The organism is Enterococcus sp. JNUCC 77, assembly GCF_054819945.1.
Genome location: NZ_JBTHIG010000003.1, coordinates 1 through 21,344 on the forward strand (window position 1 = coordinate 1; position 21,344 = coordinate 21,344).

The 21,344-nt window shown below is 33.2% G+C and carries 17 protein-coding genes, 1 pseudogene and 1 riboswitch; of the genes and pseudogenes, 14 read left to right on the forward strand and 4 right to left on the reverse strand.

Features of this window, described 5'->3' with window-relative positions; all coding sequences use genetic code 11:
* Positions 1 to 102: riboswitch (M-box (ykoK) riboswitch) on the forward strand. This riboswitch is flagged as partial in the annotation.
* Positions 103 to 320: 218 nt separating this feature from the next.
* The 8 genes and pseudogenes from ACVWNY_RS17900 to ACVWNY_RS17935 all read left to right on the forward strand — a co-directional run bounded on the left by ACVWNY_RS17900 (position 321) and on the right by ACVWNY_RS17935 (position 11,650).
* Positions 321 to 923, forward strand: coding sequence for an MgtC/SapB family protein (locus ACVWNY_RS17900; RefSeq protein ID WP_461211755.1), 603 nt, complete (start codon positions 321 to 323; stop codon positions 921 to 923).
* Positions 924 to 1,005: 82 nt separating this feature from the next.
* On the forward strand, positions 1,006 to 1,392 hold the full coding sequence (locus ACVWNY_RS17905; RefSeq protein ID WP_454072425.1) for a GNAT family N-acetyltransferase: 387 nt from the start codon (positions 1,006 to 1,008) through the stop codon (positions 1,390 to 1,392).
* Between the two features lie 167 nt (positions 1,393 to 1,559).
* Complete coding sequence (gene mgtA, locus ACVWNY_RS17910; RefSeq protein WP_454072426.1) at positions 1,560 to 4,247, forward strand: magnesium-translocating P-type ATPase; 2,688 nt, start codon at positions 1,560 to 1,562, stop codon at positions 4,245 to 4,247.
* Between the two features lie 317 nt (positions 4,248 to 4,564).
* Entirely contained in the window at positions 4,565 to 5,683 is a 1,119-nt protein-coding gene (locus ACVWNY_RS17915; protein WP_454072468.1) for an RNA-guided endonuclease InsQ/TnpB family protein, read from the forward strand.
* A gap of 753 nt (positions 5,684 to 6,436) precedes the next feature.
* On the forward strand, positions 6,437 to 7,921 hold the full coding sequence (locus ACVWNY_RS17920; RefSeq protein ID WP_454072427.1) for a PTS sugar transporter subunit IIB: 1,485 nt from the start codon (positions 6,437 to 6,439) through the stop codon (positions 7,919 to 7,921).
* A gap of 54 nt (positions 7,922 to 7,975) precedes the next feature.
* Complete coding sequence (locus ACVWNY_RS17925; protein WP_454072428.1) at positions 7,976 to 8,680, forward strand: CPBP family intramembrane glutamic endopeptidase; 705 nt, start codon at positions 7,976 to 7,978, stop codon at positions 8,678 to 8,680.
* Between the two features lie 318 nt (positions 8,681 to 8,998).
* The gene (locus tag ACVWNY_RS17930) at positions 8,999 to 10,789 is read left to right on the forward strand and encodes a heavy metal translocating P-type ATPase (protein WP_454072429.1); all 1,791 of its coding nucleotides are present in this window, start codon (positions 8,999 to 9,001) and stop codon (positions 10,787 to 10,789) included.
* Between the two features lie 308 nt (positions 10,790 to 11,097).
* Positions 11,098 to 11,650, forward strand: a pseudogene (locus ACVWNY_RS17935) (IS6 family transposase).
* Between the two features lie 171 nt (positions 11,651 to 11,821).
* Here the strand turns inward: ACVWNY_RS17935 and ACVWNY_RS17940 are convergent.
* The 4 genes from ACVWNY_RS17940 to ACVWNY_RS17955 form a co-directional block, all read right to left on the reverse strand.
* Positions 11,822 to 12,148 (reverse strand): hypothetical protein, encoded by a 327-nt coding sequence (locus tag ACVWNY_RS17940; protein ID WP_454072430.1) that lies wholly within the window; start codon positions 12,146 to 12,148, stop codon positions 11,822 to 11,824.
* A 353-nt stretch (positions 12,149 to 12,501) separates the two neighbouring features.
* Positions 12,502 to 13,440 (reverse strand): hypothetical protein, encoded by a 939-nt coding sequence (locus ACVWNY_RS17945; RefSeq protein WP_454072431.1) that lies wholly within the window; start codon positions 13,438 to 13,440, stop codon positions 12,502 to 12,504.
* 300 nt (positions 13,441 to 13,740) lie between these two features.
* On the reverse strand, positions 13,741 to 14,013 hold the full coding sequence (locus ACVWNY_RS17950) for an HU family DNA-binding protein (RefSeq protein WP_454072432.1): 273 nt from the start codon (positions 14,011 to 14,013) through the stop codon (positions 13,741 to 13,743).
* Positions 14,014 to 14,350: 337 nt separating this feature from the next.
* Positions 14,351 to 15,142 (reverse strand): type II toxin-antitoxin system PemK/MazF family toxin, encoded by a 792-nt coding sequence (locus ACVWNY_RS17955; RefSeq protein WP_454072433.1) that lies wholly within the window; start codon positions 15,140 to 15,142, stop codon positions 14,351 to 14,353.
* A 490-nt stretch (positions 15,143 to 15,632) separates the two neighbouring features.
* Here ACVWNY_RS17955 and ACVWNY_RS17960 point away from each other — a divergent pair, with 490 nt between their 5' ends.
* The 6 genes from ACVWNY_RS17960 to ACVWNY_RS17985 all read left to right on the forward strand — a co-directional run bounded on the left by ACVWNY_RS17960 (position 15,633) and on the right by ACVWNY_RS17985 (position 21,335).
* On the forward strand, positions 15,633 to 16,739 hold the full coding sequence (locus ACVWNY_RS17960; protein WP_454072434.1) for a tyrosine-type recombinase/integrase: 1,107 nt from the start codon (positions 15,633 to 15,635) through the stop codon (positions 16,737 to 16,739).
* Between the two features lie 328 nt (positions 16,740 to 17,067).
* The gene (locus tag ACVWNY_RS17965) at positions 17,068 to 17,742 is read left to right on the forward strand and encodes a winged helix-turn-helix domain-containing protein (protein WP_454072435.1); all 675 of its coding nucleotides are present in this window, start codon (positions 17,068 to 17,070) and stop codon (positions 17,740 to 17,742) included.
* Between the two features lie 29 nt (positions 17,743 to 17,771).
* Complete coding sequence (locus ACVWNY_RS17970) at positions 17,772 to 18,188, forward strand: DUF1149 family protein (protein WP_454072436.1); 417 nt, start codon at positions 17,772 to 17,774, stop codon at positions 18,186 to 18,188.
* 118 nt (positions 18,189 to 18,306) lie between these two features.
* Complete coding sequence (locus ACVWNY_RS17975; protein WP_454072469.1) at positions 18,307 to 19,737, forward strand: M23 family metallopeptidase; 1,431 nt, start codon at positions 18,307 to 18,309, stop codon at positions 19,735 to 19,737.
* A 10-nt stretch (positions 19,738 to 19,747) separates the two neighbouring features.
* The gene (locus tag ACVWNY_RS17980; RefSeq protein WP_454072437.1) at positions 19,748 to 20,548 is read left to right on the forward strand and encodes a DivIVA domain-containing protein; all 801 of its coding nucleotides are present in this window, start codon (positions 19,748 to 19,750) and stop codon (positions 20,546 to 20,548) included.
* 25 nt (positions 20,549 to 20,573) lie between these two features.
* Positions 20,574 to 21,335: a hypothetical protein gene (locus ACVWNY_RS17985; protein WP_454072438.1), complete on the forward strand. Its 762-nt coding sequence runs from the start codon at positions 20,574 to 20,576 to the stop codon at positions 21,333 to 21,335.
* Positions 21,336 to 21,344: the final 9 nt, after the last annotated feature.

Below are 21,344 nucleotides of genomic sequence, written 5' to 3' on the forward strand. Positions count from 1 at the left end.
ATGGGTAGAACAGGGATTGTCGAATACAAGGCTTTTCTTAAGGTAGCTAAGATGTTTGTCTTTACGTTGTATAGTGCCAAAACTCAACGATTAGATCGACGTCTTATTTTGTCATGTGATTTGATGATTTTAGAACGGTTTTTCGCGGAGTTTTTGTGCGGAGAACCGTTTTTTTTATTTAACATATTCATTTTTATTTTTGATAACCTAGAGAGGAAGGGATGCTATGGATTTTTAATTATGTTGTTTATGAGTGTACTGGCAGGTGGATTGATTGGAATTGAACGTCAATGACGAAAAAACTAGCTGGAGTACGTACGATGGTTTTAGTTTCACTTGGGGCAACAATTTTTGTTTCTTTGTCTTCGACATTTACGATAGATACTAGCCCAACAAGAATAACAGCACAAGTAGTTAGTGGTATAGGTTTTTTGGCAGGGGGGATCATTTTACGGGATGGTTTTAGCGTTACAGGTTTAAATACTGCTGCGACACTTTGGTGTACAGCTGCAGTAGGAGTAATGATTGGTGCGGGATCGATTAAAGAAGGTTTCTGGGCAGCAATTGTGATCACTTTTGTTAACATTATGATACGTTTTATTTCTCATCGATTTGATCAAATTGCGGAAGTATATCGACCTGATACTATAGATAACGTGCAAAATTCCTTTTCGATCATTATAGGTAAAAATTCGTCCGAAGTTTCGCTGAGAACAGAAACTATCGCTCAATTAGATCGGTATTATTTATCATTCTGTCATTTTGTATGTCAAGACCTTGTCGGAGATATGGTTCAACTACAAGTTGAGCTTGAATCCGCTTCAAATATGGATCTGGCAATGAAGGAAATCATTGCTCATTTATCGAGAAACAAAGAGGTACTTGAAGTTTATCAACTAATAAAGGAGGAAGAAACGCGGTAAAACAGTGTTTACTATAGTTAGATGGGATAGTCGAACTTATCGGGAAGCGATTATTCTGCGAAACGAGTTATTGAGAGCTAGCGTGGGGCAACCCTATTTGACAGCCTCGCCTATTAGTGAGATAAACGACATTCACTTGGTAATCAAGCGGGATGGCGTGACAGTAGGTACTTTACTAATGCATCCTTGTTTTTCAAACTGCATTCAAATAAAGCAAGTGGCTATTCATCTAGATTATCAAGGAAGAAGTCTGGGGAAAAGATTGATTGTGTATGCTGAGCAGGTAGCTAGAAATTTTAGCTTTTCCATCATTTTTTTAACTGGAAGAAAGCAAGCTTGGGGATTTTATGAAAAAATGGGGTATTGTGATTTAATGGATGCTTATTATGAAAATGGGTTGACATTAAAGGTATTTAAAAAAGAATTAGTATACTTTTCGAAAAAAAAGGAGATGAAAACAAATGGATGACAGTAGTTCGAGGCAGTTGGGTTTGCAGAAAAAGATTGAACTAAAAACAAATCAATTATTATTGTCTATTTGTTTTTAGTTCCTGAACTCTCCAAACCCTAGCAAGGAGGAAGTTTTATGAAGATGCTAGGAAATATCATTCTATACCTAATGATTGGGATAGGATTATGGCGAATTTTTTTGGAGAGAAGGAAAGAAGAGTGGAAACTAGAAAAAATGGAAATCATGACGTAAATTATGGTTTAATAGCACGAAAAACAATTGAAAATCTTTTTGATACATTTCAAACATCAAAAAAAGGACTGTCTGAGGGGCAAGCAATCAGAGCAAGAAATGAATATGGGGATAATAAGATTTCATATGGAAAGAAAACACCCTTTTTCATTGAAATAATAAAAGCCTATATCACTCCCTTTACGTTAGTTCTGATTGGATTGGGGATTACTTCTTTTATTACAGATGTTGTTATTGTAGCACCGGAAGATCGGGATTTTTTTGGTAGTAGTATTATTTTCGCAATGGTTTTGATTAGCGGAACAATGACTTTAATTCAATCTGTACGATCAAATCAAGCGGCGGAAAAACTAAAATCGCTTGTAAAAGTAACTGCAACCGTAAAACGGAAGAATAAGTATGATGAAATTCCTATGGAAGAAATTGTCTGTGGAGATATTGTAAAATTATCGGCTGGGGATATGATTCCGGCTGATATCCGACTCATTACGACTAAGGACTTGTTTATTTCACAATCCGCACTAACAGGAGAAAGTTACCCAGTAGAAAAAAGATCAGATATCATTGTTACACAACATAATTCAGAAACTAGTTACGAGAATATGGTGTATATGGGTAGTAATGTTATTAGCGGAAGTGCCGAAGGTGTGGTAATTGGAACTGGTAATCGTACTCTATTTGGAAATGTTGCGGGATCATTATCAAGTAAGCCGATTCAAACAAGTTTCGAAACGGGCATTCGAAAAACTTCTTTTCTCTTTATCAAGTTTATGGCTTTGATGGCTCCAACAGTTATAGTCATCAACGGATTTACTAAAGGGGATTGGATGGAAGCTTTTCTATTTGGTTTATCTGTAGCGGTTGGTTTAACGCCGGAAATGTTGCCTATGATTGTAACAACCAATTTGGTTAAAGGGGCGACAGCTATGGCGAAGAAAGGAACGGTTATAAAAAATCTCAATTCGATTCAAAATTTCGGTGCTATTGATGTGTTGTGTACCGACAAGACAGGAACACTGACACAAGATAAGATCATTTTGGAGTATCATTTGGACTTATCTGGCGAAGAAGACAACCGTGTATTACGCCATGCTTATTTAAACAGTTTTTATCAAACAGGATTAAAAAACTTATTGGACGTTGCTATTATTGATGCGGCAAAAGAGGAACTGGATACGAAAGAAATACATTACAAAAAGGTTGATGAGATTCCTTTTGATTTTGAACGTAGACGTATGAGTGTGGTAGTAGATGACACTAGTGGAAAAACCCAAATGATCACTAAGGGTGCAATTGAAGAAATGTTGAGTATCTCAAGTTTTGTAGATTTTAGAGGGACCGTTACAGAATTGACTGATGAGGTTAGACAAGAAATATTGAAAAAGGTAAGTGAATTAAATGAAGATGGCTTACGAGTGATTGGTGTTGCACACAAGACAAATCCTAGCGTTGTAGGAGAGTTTTCAGTAGCAGACGAATCTGAGATGGTTTTAATTGGCTATTTAGCCTTTTTAGACCCTCCAAAAGAAACAACTAAACAAGCATTAGAGACTTTAAAAACGCATGGAGTTGGTGTGAAAGTGTTGACTGGGGATAATGCCTTGGTAACACAATCAGTTTGTAAACAAGTTGGCTTGGGGGCAGAAAAGTTAATTAGTGGTGAGGATATTGCAAACATTTCAGATCAAGAACTCAGCTATTTAGTAGAAAAATACAACGTATTTGTAAAACTAAATCCACACCAAAAACAACAAATTACGCGGATTTTACGCGAAAATGGTCATACTGTAGGATTTCTTGGTGACGGAATCAATGATGCACCAGCTATGAAAGCAGCAGATGTTGGTATCTCAGTGGATACCGCAGTTGACATTGCCAAAGAATCTGCTGATGTTATTTTATTGGAAAAAGACTTGATGATTTTGGAACGAGGGATTATTTCTGGACGAGAAACATTTGGAAACATCATGAAATATATCAAAGCCACAGCAAGTTCAAATTTCGGAAACATGTTTTCAGTTTTAGTTGCCAGTACATTCTTACCATTTTTACCGATGTTACCTTTACAAATTCTCTTTTTAAATCTTATCTATGATATTTCCTGTGTATCGATTCCTTGGGATCACATGGATAGAGAATATCTAGATGAACCGAAACGTTGGGAAGCTTCTAGTATTGGGAAATTTATGATTTGGTTAGGACCAACAAGTTCCGTGTTTGATATTACGACCTATTTACTCATGTATTTTGTCATTTGTCCGGCTGTTATTGGCGGAGAATTTCATACTCTGACACCAGCTCAACAAGTCGCGTTTATTGCTGTATTCCATGCTGGTTGGTTTGTGGAATCCTTATGGTCCCAGACTTTAGTACTACATGCATTACGGACGCCGAAGATTCCGTTTATTCAAAGCAGGGGTTCATTTATCATGACAGCTATTACTTCACTAGGTATTGCTGTAGGGACAGTCTTGCCATTTACAAACTTCGGACAAAGTTTAGGGTTAGCAGCTTTGCCGACCGATTATTGGTTATGGTTAGCAGCTACTATTGTGGCGTACTTGGCTTTAGTGACCATCGTGAAACGATTCTATATCCATCGTTATAAAGAGTTGTTATAAAATGGATTATCTTACAGTATACAGTCAAGTAGGCAATTTTTCAGATTACCCGTCATCAAAAAAATAGTGTGTTTTTTTTACGAAGGGAACAACGAAAGAAGTGAGAAGAGTGAGATTGTTAGTGGTTTTTATACTTTTCTTGTTGTATATGTGTGTGTCTGTACTGGTCGTTTGTGATTCAAAGCAACAGAAATATTATGAAGACTCCATTTCACAATTTATTTATAATTAATGATTTTAATGGAGACTTGTCAATAATATTCTGGTGAAGAGATCATTAATCTCGAGGGAGGGAAAAAAATGATTCGAGGAAAAAGATAAGGCTATATCCCACGAATGAACAATTAATGAAGCTATGGCAATCCGCGGGAACTGCTCGTTGGGTCTATAATTATACAATAAGTATGCAACGTATGAATTATCGATTTAATAATGGGGGACTTCTTTCCGACCAGATGATTCGAAAACATATTACAAAAATGAAAAAACGACCTAAGTACTATTGGTTAACCCTAGTGTCGAATAATATTGCAAAGCAAGCTGTTAAAGATGCTTGTGATGCTTACAAAAAATGGTTTCATGCAATAGATGGTTCAAGTAATTTATATGTTGAAATTCCGAAATATAAAACTAAGAAGAAAACAACTCCCTCATTTTATAATGATTCAACACGTATAAAGTTTAAGGATAAGTCTGTATTGTTGGAAAAAATAGGTTGGGTAAAAACGAATGTAAATTTGCCGGTGAATAAGAAAGTATATAATCCTAGAATCTCTTTTGACGGAAAGTATTGGTATTTAGCTGTGGGATTAGAAGTTGATCAAATAACTTATCCAATAAGTGGTACTTTGGGAATTTGCTTGGATGGAACTTATCCAGTTGTGTTGTCTACAGGAGAAAAATTTACTTCAATAAACCAAACTAACACAATGAAAAAACTTGAGAAAAAACTAGCTAGGCTAAAACAACAACATCGTCGAAAGATAAGAATGAACGAAGATAAATTATTTGTTGAAAAAAAGAATCTTCACAAGTTAGAGATAAGAATTCAATTGATCTACAGGAAAATTTCAAATATTCGTGAAAACTATTGGCACTATGTTACCACAACCATTCTCAAGAAGCGCCCTGATAAAATAGTGATATCTTATTTACCCCTTCATGAATTAATGAAAAAACAAGAACATCAGAAAAGGTTATCAAAGGAGTGCTATTATGAATTAAAAAGGCAACTCCACTACAAATGTGAAGAACTAAATATTGATTTTACCGAAGTGGCCCCAACTTATCCTTGTAGTAAAATATGTTATAGATGTAAAAGTATGAACTTTAATCTTTTAGAATCTGGAGTTGTATACCAGTGTCTAGAATGCAACAACACAATTTTAAAGGATAGAAACACTAGTTTAAATTTAATCGACTATAGTATTAATTAGATAATGTAGGACGCGTTGCATCCGAATATACGCCTGTGGAGTGTTATGTTTCTATTCGTTTTTATAATTAATAGTTTGGCTTCAACACGATGAATCAGGAAATAAACAGTATTTATATTGAGTTTGATAGATATTGGCAACGACTCCTAGAATGCACGTTAGGGGGCATAATATTATTGTTTATGTATTTATATCAATGATTTTTAGTCAATATTTTTTGGAAAGTATGTAAAAATCATATTTCTATGGTGGGAAAAGATATTTTTATATCTTGTGCAATGAAATATTTTAAAATAATTTCTATTTTAAAACTCAACAAATTATTGCAGTGAAAAAAAGCTTTACTAATAAAAATATGTAGTGAATGGTCAGAAACTTAATGTTTTTGACCTTTCTAATTTACTCCAAATGTATTAGTCTACTCTAGTATCTAAAATTTATGTCCATAAAATAAATTGGTCTTCTTGTAATTATAATGCGGAATTATTAAATAGAAAAAACTCATATGCACCTAAATCTGTATTAGATTAAGAACTATAAACAATGAATTTAAAAGTGTTAGTGAGCTTGCTGTATAGCGTTATTCAGAATTATTTTAATGTAACTTATGTATGAATATTATTTAAAATGGAAACAGTCTATTAGAGTTACGCATATAATGGCTTTTTTAATGAGCTTTTTTCTTTGAAATAAAAGCTTTTCACACTATAGTTACCACATATGGAGAATATAAAAAAATTCGGGGGTATAGTTATGCCAAGTAATTTATTAAACAAGGATGTTGATAGGAGATTGCGCTTGTTAACGATTCTAAGTCAGAATAGGTGGGTTCAAGTTGACTCGTTAGTTTCAGAAATAAAAGCTTCAAAGCAGACAATCATAAAAGATATAACATATTTGAATGATACTTATGCAGATACCTTTAAAATAAGTACTGACAAAAAAATGGGCGTGAAATTTCAAGAATTAAGAAATCAGAATATTCAATCTATTTATATTTCTGCTTATAAAAATTCTAGGAAAACTAGTTTATTAATAGAGTTGCTTTTACAGCCTGTACAAGATTCTGTGAAATGGGAAGAAAAATTATATATCAGTCATTCTACTCTTTATAGAGATTTAGTAGACATAAAGTCTTTTCTATCTAGTCGACAAATTAATATAAACATGGATCCTATTGAGATTATTAGTCAAGATGAACGGCAATTAAGATTTTTCTTCACACACTATTTACTTAATACCACTTCTGAATGGCCTTTTGAGTTAAATGAATCTCAAATTTCAAAATTATCTATAACATTAAGCACACAGTTCAAATTAAATCTTTCAAAATTTGAATTGACAGAATTAAACTATTTGATTGCTTTAACACTGACAAGACAAATGCATGGATATTATATTGATGCTGTTGATATAGAACGTGTTGAGGCTTTTCACCATCGGTATATTTTTAGCGATAAACTAGATGTCTTAATCTTAGATATGATCAATGAATTAAATATTTCTAGAAGCGATTTTAATCTTACTAATTTTTACTACACTGTATTTTGGTGGTATTTTGGATGGGAAAGTGAATTAGAATATAGTAAGTTAGACAGTCAAGCAAATGAATTTATCTGTAGTTTACAAAAAAGATTTGATTGTGAGATGCATGATGGTATAGATACTAATATAAAAAACTACTTCCTTTCTATTTATCTGAAACATAAAATTTATCCCACGGATCATTTAAATTTTTATGATCGACGAATTATGTTTTCTCACTCATTAGAAATAACCTTTAAATCCTATCATGAAGAGATTCTAGAATTGCTACTAACAATGGAAAAAAAATATCATTTTCCTTGGTACACCATGTATAGAAATCAAATGATGGCGTTCATATTTATACATTGGAGACATCTCTTTCTTTATTTAGATAAAGAAAAAACCATCTTGAAGGTTGTTGCTGCGAGTGATCTCGGTGAAGGACACACTCAAATGATTTGTTACTTTTTAGAGAAGCACTTTGGACGAGAAATTCAAGTGACTACCTCTTCTCCAGATGAAATAAAAAGAGTATTGACTGCAGATAATTTTGATGTTTTGGTAACGAATATCAGAGATATCTTTGATATAGATATTAATCTGTATATTATTGATGATGTGCCTACTTTACGTAATCTAGAAAATCTTAGGGATTTATTTACTCAAGTAACATATGAAAAGGCTACTAATCGTTCTTTTTTAGTAGGATAAATACTAGCACGACATATTTAAAATAAAATATTTCTAATAGTGGATGGTGTTTTTATGGCAAATATTAAGAAAAGTGGATTAGTTATTGCAACTGTTATTTTCTTAGGAACTTTATTAATTTTAACTATTGCAAGGAATATTGCAGGAAGTAATCCATATATATATTTCTTATTTCCTACAATATGGTTTCTACTACTATTTATAAGAGATGTACAGACAAAAAGAGATATCTTACTGAAGGATTGGAGGGCGTTTAAATCAAAGAAGTGGGTCAATAGTTTTCTTGTATTAATTATTGTACTATTGCTTTTCTTAATCATACAATTATCTCGTCCTTTTTTTAATCAATTTATTCCTGAAAAAAATATAGAAGCTTATAACTTTTCAGTAGATACAATAGCAGGGTTATTTTTTACTTTCTTAGCTGGAATGCTCAACCTTTTAGTAGCTTTCATTGAAGAAATTACTTATAGATATGAGGGATTATATACTTATAGATCTGACAAGAAGAAAGCAGTATTGATGTTAATTATTTCTAGTATTTTATTTGGTTTTTCTCATTACTATAATTTTAATGCAAGTTTTTTAGCCAGTGGACCTTATGTTCTTGCAGGGTTAGTGCTGGGAATAACATATTTAGTAACTAAAAATATTTGGGTACCGATTTTAGCACATATGTTGTTTAATAGTACGGATGTTATTTCCTCTATTTTTCTGATTGTTTTTAAAATCTTTAATACTATCCGTCATACTTTATAAATTTGTGTTTGTTGTATTTAATTACAATTAAATAATATATAAATTTAAACTGTCCGTTATAGGTGTGCTTATAATGGACTTTTTAAATTGTTGATGGTTGGTGTTGCTTCAGCTTTCACTGTTTATTATAGCTATCTATTAAATATATCATCTTAAGAAATACGAATCACTTAATAGACCAGAATGTAAAATTAAAGTAGTCCCTTATTAGATTGATTCATTCCCTGTTAAAGATTATCGTTATCATTTAAGGTATAAATCACTAGTAATTAAGTATATTGTGCTATCTTATGCATATATAAGAAATTAGGTGATTATATGTCAAACTTAAAAAAATTAATTATTATTTTATTCGTAGGTATTTGTGCATTATTTAGTCAATTTGTATTCCATTCACCAAAGATAGCATATTATATCATTGCCATAGTTGGTGGTATAATGGCCATCATCATGTTTATTTCAATGATTAAGACGATTAAGTCTGGAACGTATGGTGTTGATATTCTTGCGATTACTGCAATTATATCTACTTTAGTGGTTGGTGAATATTGGGCCAGTTTAGTTGTACTAATAATGTTAGCTGGGGGGGATAGTTTAGAGGATTACGCCAGTAAACAAGCCAGCAAAGAACTAACTTCTTTGCTAAATAATTCTCCAGAAATAGCCCATAAAATAGAAAATAATTTTATCGAAGATGTTTCAGTAAATAATATTAAAATTGGAGATAAAATTTTAGTTAAATCAGGTGAGATTGTTCCAGTTGATGGTTATCTTTTAACCGAGAACTTATCTTTAGATGAATCTTCCTTGACTGGTGAATCTAAACCCGTAGAAAAAAAGACTGGAGATACATTGATGTCGGGATCGTTAAATGGTGAGGGTTCATTTACTTATGAGGCGACGAAAACGGCAAAAGACAGCCAATATCAATCACTAGTTCGGTTAGTCCAAGAATCGAAAGAAAAGCCCGCTAAATTTGTTCGTTTGGCTGATCAATATGCAGTACCTTTTACCATTATTGCCTATGTCATAGGTGGAATCTCTTGGTTTATATCGAAAGAGCCTATTAGATTTGCAGAGGTAATGGTTGTTGCTTCCCCATGCCCATTGATTTTAGCGGCTCCCATTGCCTTAGTTGCAGGGATGAGCAAATCCAGCCGTAATGGTATAGTAGTAAAAAATGGGACTGTATTGGAAAGAATGGCTCAGGCAAAAACTGTTGCTTTTGATAAGACTGGGACTTTAACAGAAGGAATTTTAACTGTACAGAACATTCAAACTTATCAGGACTTAATAGAGCCCGAAAAATTATTGCAATTAGCTGCCAGCGCTGAACAAAACTCTTCTCATATTTTAGCAAGGTCACTTGTTGAATATGCAAAAAAACAAAATATTGATCTTTTATCTTGCGATGATTTTGAAGAAACAACGGGGCAAGGTGTTTCTGGTAAAATAAACAAACAAATTATTCGGGTGGGAAAAGCTAGATTTGCATATTTGAATGAAGAACAAGGTGTTAATCAAACAACAATTTATATTGCTATTGCAAATAAATACGTTGGTAAAATAGTGTTTGCTGATACAGTTCGACCGGAAACTAAAGATACCGTTGCAAAGTTAAAACTATTGGGTATAAAAAAAATAATTATGCTAACGGGTGATAACCAGCTAATAGCAGATTCAATAGCAAAAGAAGTAGGAATAAATGAAGTTTATGCTGATTGCCTACCAGAAGATAAAATAAAAATTTTAAATAATATTCCCCCTAATATGCGCCCAGAAATTATGGTAGGTGATGGTGTAAATGATGCTCCAGCATTATCTACAGCAGATATTGGGATCGCTATGGGGGCTCGAGGCTCCTCAGCAGCTAGTGAAAGTGCCGATATTGTCATACTAAAAGATGATCTATCCCGCGTGGCTACTGGTTTAAAAATTTCAAAAAGAACAATGAAGATAGCAAAACAGTCTGTTTTAATTGGTATTCTTATTTGTACTATTTTAATGTTAATTGCTAGTACAGGAGTATTACCAGCATTGCTAGGAGCTGCATTGCAAGAGTTAGTAGATGTTACGTCAATCTTATCGGCTCTAAGAGCAAGAAAATAAAATTAACCATAAAAAAATAAAGCACCGCATAATATTTTACGCGGTGCTTTAACACTATTGTTAATTATTTAGCACTGTAAAAGGCAATACCTTCATCTGTCCAACCTTTATTATACTACCTGCTAGCTTTATTTAGTTCATTATTAGTGGTAGTTATCTTAGCAACTTTTAACAGAATCATTCACTTTCAAGGTTCTATTGCAAAATATTATCTAACCGTTTATCTAGTGTAAAATGGATAGAAATAGAGTATGAGGAGAATAATAATGTCCCATTTTAAAGGCAAATGATCTAAAAATGATATCATAATGAGGCTACTATTGAGTTATCGTGATATTTCAGAAATCCTTAATGATCATGGAATCAACGTTTGCCACGCGACTGTTTATCGATGGGTACAAGAATATATTCAGATTATCAATTGCTTTTGGAAGAAAAGAAATAAATCTGTTGGCGATTCCTGGAGAATGGATGAAACTTATATTAAGGTAAAAGAAAAGTGACATTATTCGTATCGAGCTATTGATTTTTCGGGTATAACATTAGATATTTAGTTACGAAAAAATCCTTGCAAACAAGCAGCCTATGACTTCTCCAAACGTTTAATCGACTTCAATCTCAATCTGAAGGATTGTTTTCTGAGACTGAACATCGAATGAGTAAGTACCTGAGTAACATCATTGAACAGGATCATCGTTTCATTAAGAAAAAATACAAAGTATATCAGTCCATAAGGATTGCCTCCTTGACAATTAAAGGAATTAAAATCATACATACTCTTTATATAAAAAAAGCCAAAGAGAAAGAAATTTCTTTGGCTTTTCAGTAATTAATGAAATGAATACTTTAATAGGCATCTAAGCATAAAATCAATAAAAACTTGAAATCTTTTTTTTAAAACCTTTGCAACAGAACTTTTTTTCTTAATTACCCCAAAATATTTCTATTTTTTTTCTATTATTACAATCACATTTATATCAAATCCTAGTGAGTTAAAAAAAGGGTAAGGAATTATTGGATTCTTTAATTTTCCTAATGTATCTGTTGTGCATTTTTTAATTCCCGCATATTTTTTCGGTAAGTAAGTAATCCTAAAATAAAATAACTAATGAAACCTATAGAAATGAGAATCATTACAATCGTAGTTGGAATAGGTCCAAACTTATCAAAAAACCATTCTAAAATCTTAGGAACAGAATAGTACTGATAACCAAAATAACTTGTTTTATTCATTTCAATTAAATTATCGATACTATAACCTAAAATCATGATACCAATTAACAAAAAATAAGACCGGTTAAATAAATGTTTCCTGAATATTCTTTTCTTCCTGATGACTTCTTCATTAGATATTTCCATTCTTAATTTCCTTTTCATTTAATAGTATTACCAGTAGTATAGTAAATAAATACATTGTAATTAACTGTGCTATTTTACACACTTTGTGCGGCCATGTGTACCTAGCGACAACGTAACTCATTGTGAGATATTATACGGTAGCGTATATGAATTTTTTCATTTCGGATAGTCTGCTTATTGATTTTCATAATATATTATAATTTCTTAGTTCATTTGTTTTTTCTCTGTAATGAGATTTACTCCATTATTGTCATTTATCATTAGATTAAAATACAATTAGTACCGGATAGTTATACTGTTTTATGCTACTATTCATACTAATAAAATAATCTAAGGTAATATAAGTTCCATTCCTACATCGTTATTTCCTCATTAAGTAACTCTACTATAATTTGTTTAAGTTTGTCTTTATCATCTATGCTGGATGGAAGAATATGAATAATATTATCACCTAATCTAATACTACTTTCAATAATTGTCACTGGATAATTATTCGGTATGTCTGTCCTTTTAGTATTATCTGGTTTTTCCATTAAGTCCTTTGAATACACATTGCATTCTGTAATAACCATTCCATAGGGACCTGCTAATGTTGAATCTGTTACTGCAAATTGAATACGTTCACTATCCGGTATAATAAATTTTTTATGAATTTTCTTGAAATGTTTTTTATATTTGTCATAATCACCAATTTTAATACAAGAATCATTCATCAATCCTAAATCAATAAGCCTACCTTTTAGATTATTGGATTTTTTGACTTCTAGGTGCTCTATATTTAGATCCTTTTTTAAGGTTAAAATATCGGTTACTGATTCTAAAATAAGCTGTTTTAATTCTTCCTTACCATTGATTGGTAAAATAGGCTGTAAATAATCCCAATCAAAAGAATTGATTGCTTTATTTATCGCTTTAGTAGCTTCCTCTATTGAGAAATCATAAGGGATTTTTTTAGGAAGAGTGTCTGAAAACATACTAGCTTCAAGAACATAAATTGTATGGTCTGTCACAAAAAAACCTACAGGTTGATTTTTTCTAGTAATTTTATTTTGAGATCTTCCTCCCAAGAATATTAACGGTATCTCATCGTCTAAAAATGAGATTGAGGTAACAGTTTCCTCATAAACTTTAGGTGCGTCTTCCCAAATATCAGGAGAAAAAAAAGCACTGAATATAAATTGGCGTATGTCTGAAGAGTATTCTTCATAATGCATGGCTATTTTTCTACAGTACATTTGTTGTAATTTAATATTTTCTTCACTAAAATCAAGAATTGTTTTTGAATTAACCATTTTTTTACAAACTCCTTTATAGATTTTTGTCATGTTCCTAAATTAATTTATAGAAGTATCAAAAATTCATATCGCAACATGGCTTTTTTCTATATTATTTTTTTCGTTCGAATATATCTGGTGATTACTACATTTAGTTACTAAAAAAAAATAATAGCATACATATAAATGGACAAATTGTTAATAGAATGAGTTGTACCATCCTATGGTTATGCTAGAAATAATAAGTGAAAGAAATCGGATGTTTTTTATAACACATAAAAAATCTCCCGTTTTAAACGAGAGTGAGTGAAGATGTTCTTATTTAACAGAATCCTTTAGTTGTTTTCCTGCTTTAAAAGCAGGAACCTTGCTTTCAGGAATAGTCAGTTCTTCTCCAGTTTGAGGATTCCGTCCTTTGCGAGAAGCCCGTGTTCTTACTTCAAAATTACCAAACCCAATGACTTGAACTTTTTCCCCGTTGGATAGCGCTGTTTCAATAGCTTTAAACAATTCATTGACAACAGCCAATGATTCTTTTTTAGTTAAGTCTGTTTTATCTGCTACATTTGACGCTAAATAATCTTTGTTCATTAATTTTAATTCTCCTTTATAAAAATATTTACGGTTCCTCTATTTTATGAATTATTTTGAGAAAAAGCAATCACAAATTATTTAAAAAAAATTTCAGATGTTCCATCTCTATTTTACTAAATATGTCCATCATAATTATTTAGTAAAGAACTGGCTGCGTTTTAATCAACGATCCTTATTTTATAAGACTAACGATTATATAAGAAAAAAGCCTACTTTAATCAATAAAGTAGGCTTTTGTGTAGGCGCATACGTCCTCATGTCGTTTGTCGGTGGGCGATTCAGACCCTATATATTAGTTATCATATAATGGTTGAGGGAAGTTGTCAAATACTCTTCAGTGCTTGATAAACTTGTCCATAAGTGCCTGGTCAATTTTATCCAATACGTTGGCAGGTGCTTTAATTTGACCCACAGGATCAAATTTATTTAATCGTCGAATTCTATTTTTACTAATCGATTGGATATTCAAAGGCATAATATAGGATTCTTTTGTATATTTCTTGTAAGTGTCAAATACCTTTCTAGACTGATGGATCTCTTTTAACAGCTCATTGGTTTTTTGTTTGAGCTCTTGTGGTGTATAACTAACTAGATTGAGTTTTTGGGCCTTTTTTAGAACGTCTTCTTTATTTAGCGGTGCCCCTTTATCAGCAATATCAATCAAAATAGGTGATAGTTTATTTGGATTTAATAGCCCAGTAGAAAGGGCTGCCAAGATAAGAATACGTAATTTTTCTTGTTGTTTGTCAGAATAGTTAATGACATGGCGGATACTTTGAGTCCCTAGAATGACCCCAACGGGGACATAATTCTTTTTCTCTTTAGAAGAAATAGGAAGCACAGTTAATAAGCCATTTTTAGCATTGTCATAATTATTTAAAATAATCGCAAAATGGTTCCCAGATAATTCATGACCGACATTAATGCCAAAATCTATGTAAACAATGGTGCCTCTTTTATACACTTTGTAATTTTTTTTAGGTTTTATTCTATCATTTGTGAGATATTGACTGAAATTAGTCAGCCATTGGGGGAGATACTTGTATTTAGGGTAGCCAGAAAGAGATTCAGAAATAAATCGTTTATTGGCTTCATTACAAGTATCTTCAACACTTTTTTGATGCATATAAACCTCCATAAAAGATGAATATTATTTAATGCAATGTTATTTTTTTCTGTTAGTAACATAAATTGGATAGTATGAATGATGCAAGATTAGTTTAATAGATTTTTAAAGTAATGTAAAATTACTTAAAATAGTTCATTTTTATCAGAGGGAAACTTTCATATTTTTAGTTATTTAATTAAACTAAATAGATAAATAAAAAAACCTGTTATACAGTCTTCGAGAAATAGAGAAGACGATATAACAAGTTTTTTTTAGTTATCTTATCTTGGTATTACGTATACCAAGTAAACCTAGCGATACCACTACCGATTTTTCTAAAAAATTTTTCTAACACTGTATATATTAAACAATATTCCTTTTTTTTACAAGTTTTTTTCTAAAAACGTTATATTTTTAACGTGAATTCAAAAAAGAAGCAATAAAAATTGAAATATATCGTTGTTTTATGAACCGTCAGATGAGCCGTCAAATAAAGGAGCTGATTCTCATGGCAAAACGAGGCGAAAATATTTATAAACGAAAAGATACACGATGGGAGGGACGTTATAAAAAGGGGTATAAAAGTAATGGATCTATTCATTATGGTTATATCTATGGGAAAAGTTATCGAGAAGTCAAAGAAAAGCTTTACTATTACAAATTAAAGTACCAACAAATTACACAACAAAATGGTCTTTGTGTCCAGTCCTATGAGGACTGGGTCTGTCATTGGTTAAGAAGTAGGCAAATGATGATAAAAGAGAGTACTTATGCCACTTATTTCTATAAATTAAAGCATTATGTCTTTCCTATCATTGGTGACTATCCGCTGAACCAACTAACGACTGAGAGCATTCAAAAATTAATTAATCAATTGAACGAACAACAATTAAAATCTTCAACGATTCATGTCATTTATCAAATCGTAAAAAAAAGTCTGCAAGATGCGTTAGATACTGACAAAATTTTACAACAACCTTGTCAAGGTGTTCAGTTGCCTAAGAAACAAAAAAGTCAGATCTCTTCCCTAACAGAAAAAGAAGAGAAACAAATTGAAGATACAGCTAAAAAAGCCCCCTTAACAGAAGGATTACCAATTATTTTAGCATTACATACAGGTTTACGTATTGGTGAAATAGCCGCTTTAAAATGGAGTGATATTGATTTAAAAAATAGATTGATCCACATTACCCATTCTTACCAAAGAATCCCCCTAAAACAAGGGACAAGACAAACTACGTTAATCTTTACTTCTGCAAAAAGTAAAGAATCTGTTCGTAGAATACCTATTGGTAGAAATCTTTATAAATGGTTGAAGAGAGGGTATAGAAAAGCACGTAGCCCTTACGTTTGTTCCACGCAAACACAGCCTAGAGAGCCACGATTAATCACCTATTATTTTCATCAAATACTCGCCAAAAGTGGATTAGACTCCATCCACTTTCATCAATTACGTCATACTTTTGCCACAAGATGTATCGAAGCCAATGCAAGTATTACGGCTGTAAGTGCATTGCTAGGGCACGCCTCTACTCAAATGACTTTAGATGTGTATACAGATGCTAATTTAGCTAGTCGAAAAATGGCTATTTTAAAGCGAGAACAAATGGCTTAATGTTAATATTCAAATAAATTAAATAAAAAAATGACCAATGGATAAAATGGGTTCCTTTTTTTTCTTTTTTTTGATCAATCAATAGTCCTATACATGTTGTAGAGGGCTATTTTTTTACCTATTTTTCATTTTAATCTCCTTCTATTTATCATTTATAGCCGTCATAAATCGTCAGGTTACTCTCAATAAAGGCTGTAACAGCAGCTTTTTTCAGTGATGCTTGGTATACGTAATACCAAGTAAAAAAGAACGGCATTAGTTTATCATATTTCGTCTATTACATAAATAAAAAGGAAATGAGATTTAGTGGAGAAATGGGGGAAAGTGTATGGTTCGTGTATTGGTTTTAACGAAAAATATTGAGAATGAATTGGACTTGTATCGACAATTACGCAACCTAGGTTATGAAGTTTTTTTATCTAGTGGGTTACTGACTGATTGGACAGAAACTAAGATGTTGCCTTCTTGGACAAAAGGATTTTCTATTGTCATTTTCAGCGAAACATTAATCAAAAATGAAGTTACACAAGTGACTGCTTACTGTAAAAGGCAACAACAACTTTGTTTTTTAAAATTAGATACGCAATGGTCTGAAGAAAAAGCAGATTTTTGGCAGGAACAAGGCATTGAGACATGTTTTTCTAAAGGAATTACCACTTCTGAATTGGGAGAGTTATTGAATAATGTAGAAATTTCCTGTTCTAACGGCACTTTTTCTGAAGTAGTTTCTGTAGACAAATTTCAACTGCAGTTATCTAAAGTAAATAAGCGCTTATTTTCAATCTTACTTGATGAAAAAGGGAACAATATTTCTAGAGAAACTCTTTCGAGAACCTTATGGGGGAAGTCAGATCCTTCCACCCATAGTCAATTATCTTATCGGGTAGGGAAAATTAATCAACAGATATTCACTTCTTTAAACATTCAACCGGGAATAGTGACAGATTGGGGAAAAGGTTATCGCCTAAATGAGGCTTTTTATGAGCTTTGGATGGCTATATAAATAAGTCACCATTGAAAGGATGTGAGGATATGAAAATTAGGAGAAGTCGTTCTGTTGTAGATTGGTTTAAGTTTGAGAAAATAAACCCCTTAAAACAAGAACCTGTAGAAACGACTTTGAAAACAGATGTTGTGCTATTAAATAATGATGTTCGTGACCAACAGACAGTCAACACCATAGGTGTACAGTTAACCTTTTCGCTAGTATTAAAACGTTTTGTGATTACAGGGAAAGTCAGTCAAATCAGTTACATTGTAGAAAAAGAAATCAATAGTGAGGCTGATTTTTCAGAAAAAGAAATGCATGAGTTATTGGCCCCATTATTTGATATGATTCACCGCATGACTTATGAAATTACAGAAATTGCTTTAGATGAACCTGGCACTAGTTTAGATTTTTCACCTATCAAAAAGGAAATAGGAAAGAGGGAAAAAAGTGAGACATAAGCAGGTATATCAATTATCAGAAACAATCAGTGACCCCATTTTATTTAGAACAACCACTAAGAGAAAGAAGAATAGTCTTCATAAAGGGGTTGTTGGGGCAACAGCTATTTTTGGCTCTATGTCTATGATATTAAGTGTGGCTCCTATCCAAACCTTTGCGGCGGTAGCCACTCATCATGAGACAAGTGAAGTTGCCCCAGATGAGGTGAAGGACAAAAAAGAACGCGAGAATGCTTCTAAGGATGAGGCAGGGACAGTTGAAACGACGAATGAATCACCAACAGAAAATACGTCTTCTACCACAGATACCATAAATACAATAGAAAATCCTACGACACCACCTACTGGTGAAAGTACGGATACCGAGAACCCAGGAAATGGGGAAACAGATACACCAAAATTACCAGAAACACCGACAGAAGTACCAAAGGAAGAAGAAACAACGACTGTTCCTCCTACGATTGAAGAAGAGGTACCAGAAACACCAGAAACAGGTGGGGTGGAGACGCCTGTACCAGATACGCCGCCAGCTGTTACTGATCCAGCACCACAGCCTTTGGAGAAAGCTGATTTTAATACTTATTGGGAAAGTAGTCAGACCCCTACAGGGGGCTATACAACGACTGGTTCTATTCAATATGCTAAAAATCAAACGACTGAAGCTTTTATTGAAGAGATTGGTGAAAGTGCAAGAAAAATTGGCCAAGAACAAGATTTATATGCCTCAGTTATGATGGCACAGGCTATTTTAGAGTCTGGCTCTGGTAGCAGTTCTTTATCTCAAGCTCCCCATTACAACCTTTTTGGTATTAAAGGGGCACATGAAGGGGCCTCTGTTTCTTATAGTACGCAAGAAGATGATGGTAGTGGCAATTTAAGTACGATTCAAGCAAGTTTCCGTTCGTATGAAGATTATGAAGATTCCTTCAATGATTATGCCGAATTAATTAAAAATGGTATTTCAGGAAATAGCGAATTTTATTCTGGGGTATGGAAATCCAGTACGACTTCTTACGAAGATGCCACCGCCTTTTTAACAGGAAAGTATGCGACAGATACCCAATACAATCAAAAGTTAAATGGACTGATAGAGACTTACAATTTAACTCAATATGACCGTGAATCAGGGGATGTTACTGTAGGAAACAATACGATTTCTGGTTCAGGTTATATGGTTCCAGTGGGGAACTACACACTCTCTAGTGGGTTTGGTTCACGAGGAGGAGAATTCCATCGGGGATTAGACTTAGCCGCTGCCAGTGGAGAAGCGGTCTCCGCTGCTAAAGGAGGGAAAGTCATTATTGCAGAAGCCCATCCATCATGGGGGAATTATGTCGTGATTCTCCATGAAGATGGATCCACCACATTATATGCTCATTTAAGTGCTTTTCAAACCAGTGTGAATCAGGAAGTGTCCCAGGGACAAGTGATTGGTTTAGTAGGGAGCACAGGAAATAGTACAGGCCCTCATTTACATTTTGAAATTTGTTCAGATGCTTCCTTATTACAAAGTAAGTTAATTGACCCTGCACCGATTTTATTTGGATAGGAGAGAGACCATGGATTTAGATTCAGAGAAAGTCAAACGTGTGACCTTCCCTTCCGCTTCTGTGGGGGGATATAAAAAGCAAGATGTCGATGATTTTTTAAAATTAATCGCTCGAGATTATCACAACTTTGAAAAAAAAGTAGATGAATTACAAGAACAGTGGCAACAGGCGACAGAAAAAGCCGATCGATTAAGAGAAATATATATGAATCGGGAGCAACAATATCTAGATGAGCTGAAAAATAGTCAAAAAGAACTGAAAATATTAAAAGAAGAACGACGTTCTTCAATGACTACACCGAAACCTACGCCACAGGAAACTTCGTTTCAAAAGGCGATCATGATCGCCCAGGATACTGCATTTGAAATTGAAAAAGCAGCTGAGAAAGAAAAAGAACAGATTCTAGAAAAAGCGGCCTTTGATCGGGGTCGGATGATTAAAAAAGCCCGTACAGAAAGTGCAGAAATTCTAGAAAAGGCAAAGCAACAGGAGCAACGAATTTTACAAGAAGCCAACATAGTGAAACAAAATGCCGAAAATCATGCGAGATCTGTAGAAAAGCATTATCAAGAAACGTTACAGGAATTAAGTATGAAGAAACAAAAACAAGAGGAACAAGCCAAAAGTGAACTCTCTAAGTTGTCTTATGAAAAACGTCAGTTGGAACAGGATTTGGTAGCTAGTCGTCAAGAAGAAATGACCTTTTTGGAAAGTCAAATCTATGAGCATCAAATGTCTTTGAGTCGTTTAGACAAACAAAAATGGCAACAATTAGCGAAAGAGCTGACAGATCGATTAGAAAAAATTTAAATGATTCTAGAGAAAGGAGGATCCTATGAACTTTAAAGCGATAGATATTCGTAAATTGACTTTTAAGACGACTGTCGGTGGGGGGTTTAGAAAAAAAGATGTGGAAGATTTTTTATCTAAGGCTGCTTCAGATTATGAAGTCTATGATGAGCGTTTGAGAAAGTCGGCTTTAGAAAAAGATGATTTAGCAAAAGAATATGAAGAACAGTTCCAATGGCAAACAGAGCGGATTACCCGACTAGAAGCTATTAATTCTGATGTGACTGAAGCGAATCAAGAATTAAATGAGGAGAATCAAACCCTTCAAAAGCAACTTTTAGAACTAAAGGAAGTTCAAGAGTTAAATCTTAGTTTTGGCGAAGTGAAAAAATTAAGAAAAATAGCAGAAAATAGCTTATCTGCAGCAGAAAATGCCGCAAACCGTTTGATTGATGAAGCAGAAAATCAAAAGATGGAAATGAAGGAAGAAGCAGAAGACGAAAAGAACCAATACTTATTAAATGCGCAATTGGAAATCAACGAATTAGTGAAACAGCAAGAAGCGAAGGAACAGCAGTTGCGAGACCGAGAATTGGCTTTAGAACAACGTCAGGAGATATTGAATCGTGCAAAAGCTGATTTTCGAACAGAGGTATTGGAAATGACCGAAATGATGTATGGGGTTCAAAAAGAACTAACGGAGGAGTATAGCCAAGAAATCCAGTTGTTGCAAGAGAAAAAAAAGCACTTCAGCAAGACCTCGGTGAGTAATAAAGTGACCTTTCTGACAACGAAGGAAACAGGTTAAACTCCCTAA

Bases quoted from the DNA above. Each gene is read 5' to 3' on its own strand.
- ACVWNY_RS17900 (WP_461211755.1), top strand. From the start codon at position 321: ATGGTTTTAGTTTCACTTGGGGCAACAATTTTTGTTTCTTTGTCTTCG.
- mgtA (WP_454072426.1), top strand. From the start codon at position 1,560: ATGGCGAATTTTTTTGGAGAGAAGGAAAGAAGAGTGGAAACTAGAAAA.
- ACVWNY_RS17920 (WP_454072427.1), top strand. From the start codon at position 6,437: ATGCCAAGTAATTTATTAAACAAGGATGTTGATAGGAGATTGCGCTTG.
- ACVWNY_RS17925 (WP_454072428.1), top strand. From the start codon at position 7,976: ATGGCAAATATTAAGAAAAGTGGATTAGTTATTGCAACTGTTATTTTC.
- ACVWNY_RS17930 (WP_454072429.1), top strand. From the start codon at position 8,999: ATGTCAAACTTAAAAAAATTAATTATTATTTTATTCGTAGGTATTTGT.
- ACVWNY_RS17940 (WP_454072430.1), bottom strand. From the start codon at position 12,148: ATGGAAATATCTAATGAAGAAGTCATCAGGAAGAAAAGAATATTCAGG.
- ACVWNY_RS17945 (WP_454072431.1), bottom strand. From the start codon at position 13,440: ATGGTTAATTCAAAAACAATTCTTGATTTTAGTGAAGAAAATATTAAA.
- ACVWNY_RS17950 (WP_454072432.1), bottom strand. From the start codon at position 14,013: ATGAACAAAGATTATTTAGCGTCAAATGTAGCAGATAAAACAGACTTA.
- ACVWNY_RS17955 (WP_454072433.1), bottom strand. From the start codon at position 15,142: ATGCATCAAAAAAGTGTTGAAGATACTTGTAATGAAGCCAATAAACGA.
- ACVWNY_RS17960 (WP_454072434.1), top strand. From the start codon at position 15,633: ATGGCAAAACGAGGCGAAAATATTTATAAACGAAAAGATACACGATGG.
- ACVWNY_RS17965 (WP_454072435.1), top strand. From the start codon at position 17,068: ATGGTTCGTGTATTGGTTTTAACGAAAAATATTGAGAATGAATTGGAC.
- ACVWNY_RS17970 (WP_454072436.1), top strand. From the start codon at position 17,772: ATGAAAATTAGGAGAAGTCGTTCTGTTGTAGATTGGTTTAAGTTTGAG.
- ACVWNY_RS17975 (WP_454072469.1), top strand. From the start codon at position 18,307: ATGTCTATGATATTAAGTGTGGCTCCTATCCAAACCTTTGCGGCGGTA.
- ACVWNY_RS17980 (WP_454072437.1), top strand. From the start codon at position 19,748: ATGGATTTAGATTCAGAGAAAGTCAAACGTGTGACCTTCCCTTCCGCT.
- ACVWNY_RS17985 (WP_454072438.1), top strand. From the start codon at position 20,574: ATGAACTTTAAAGCGATAGATATTCGTAAATTGACTTTTAAGACGACT.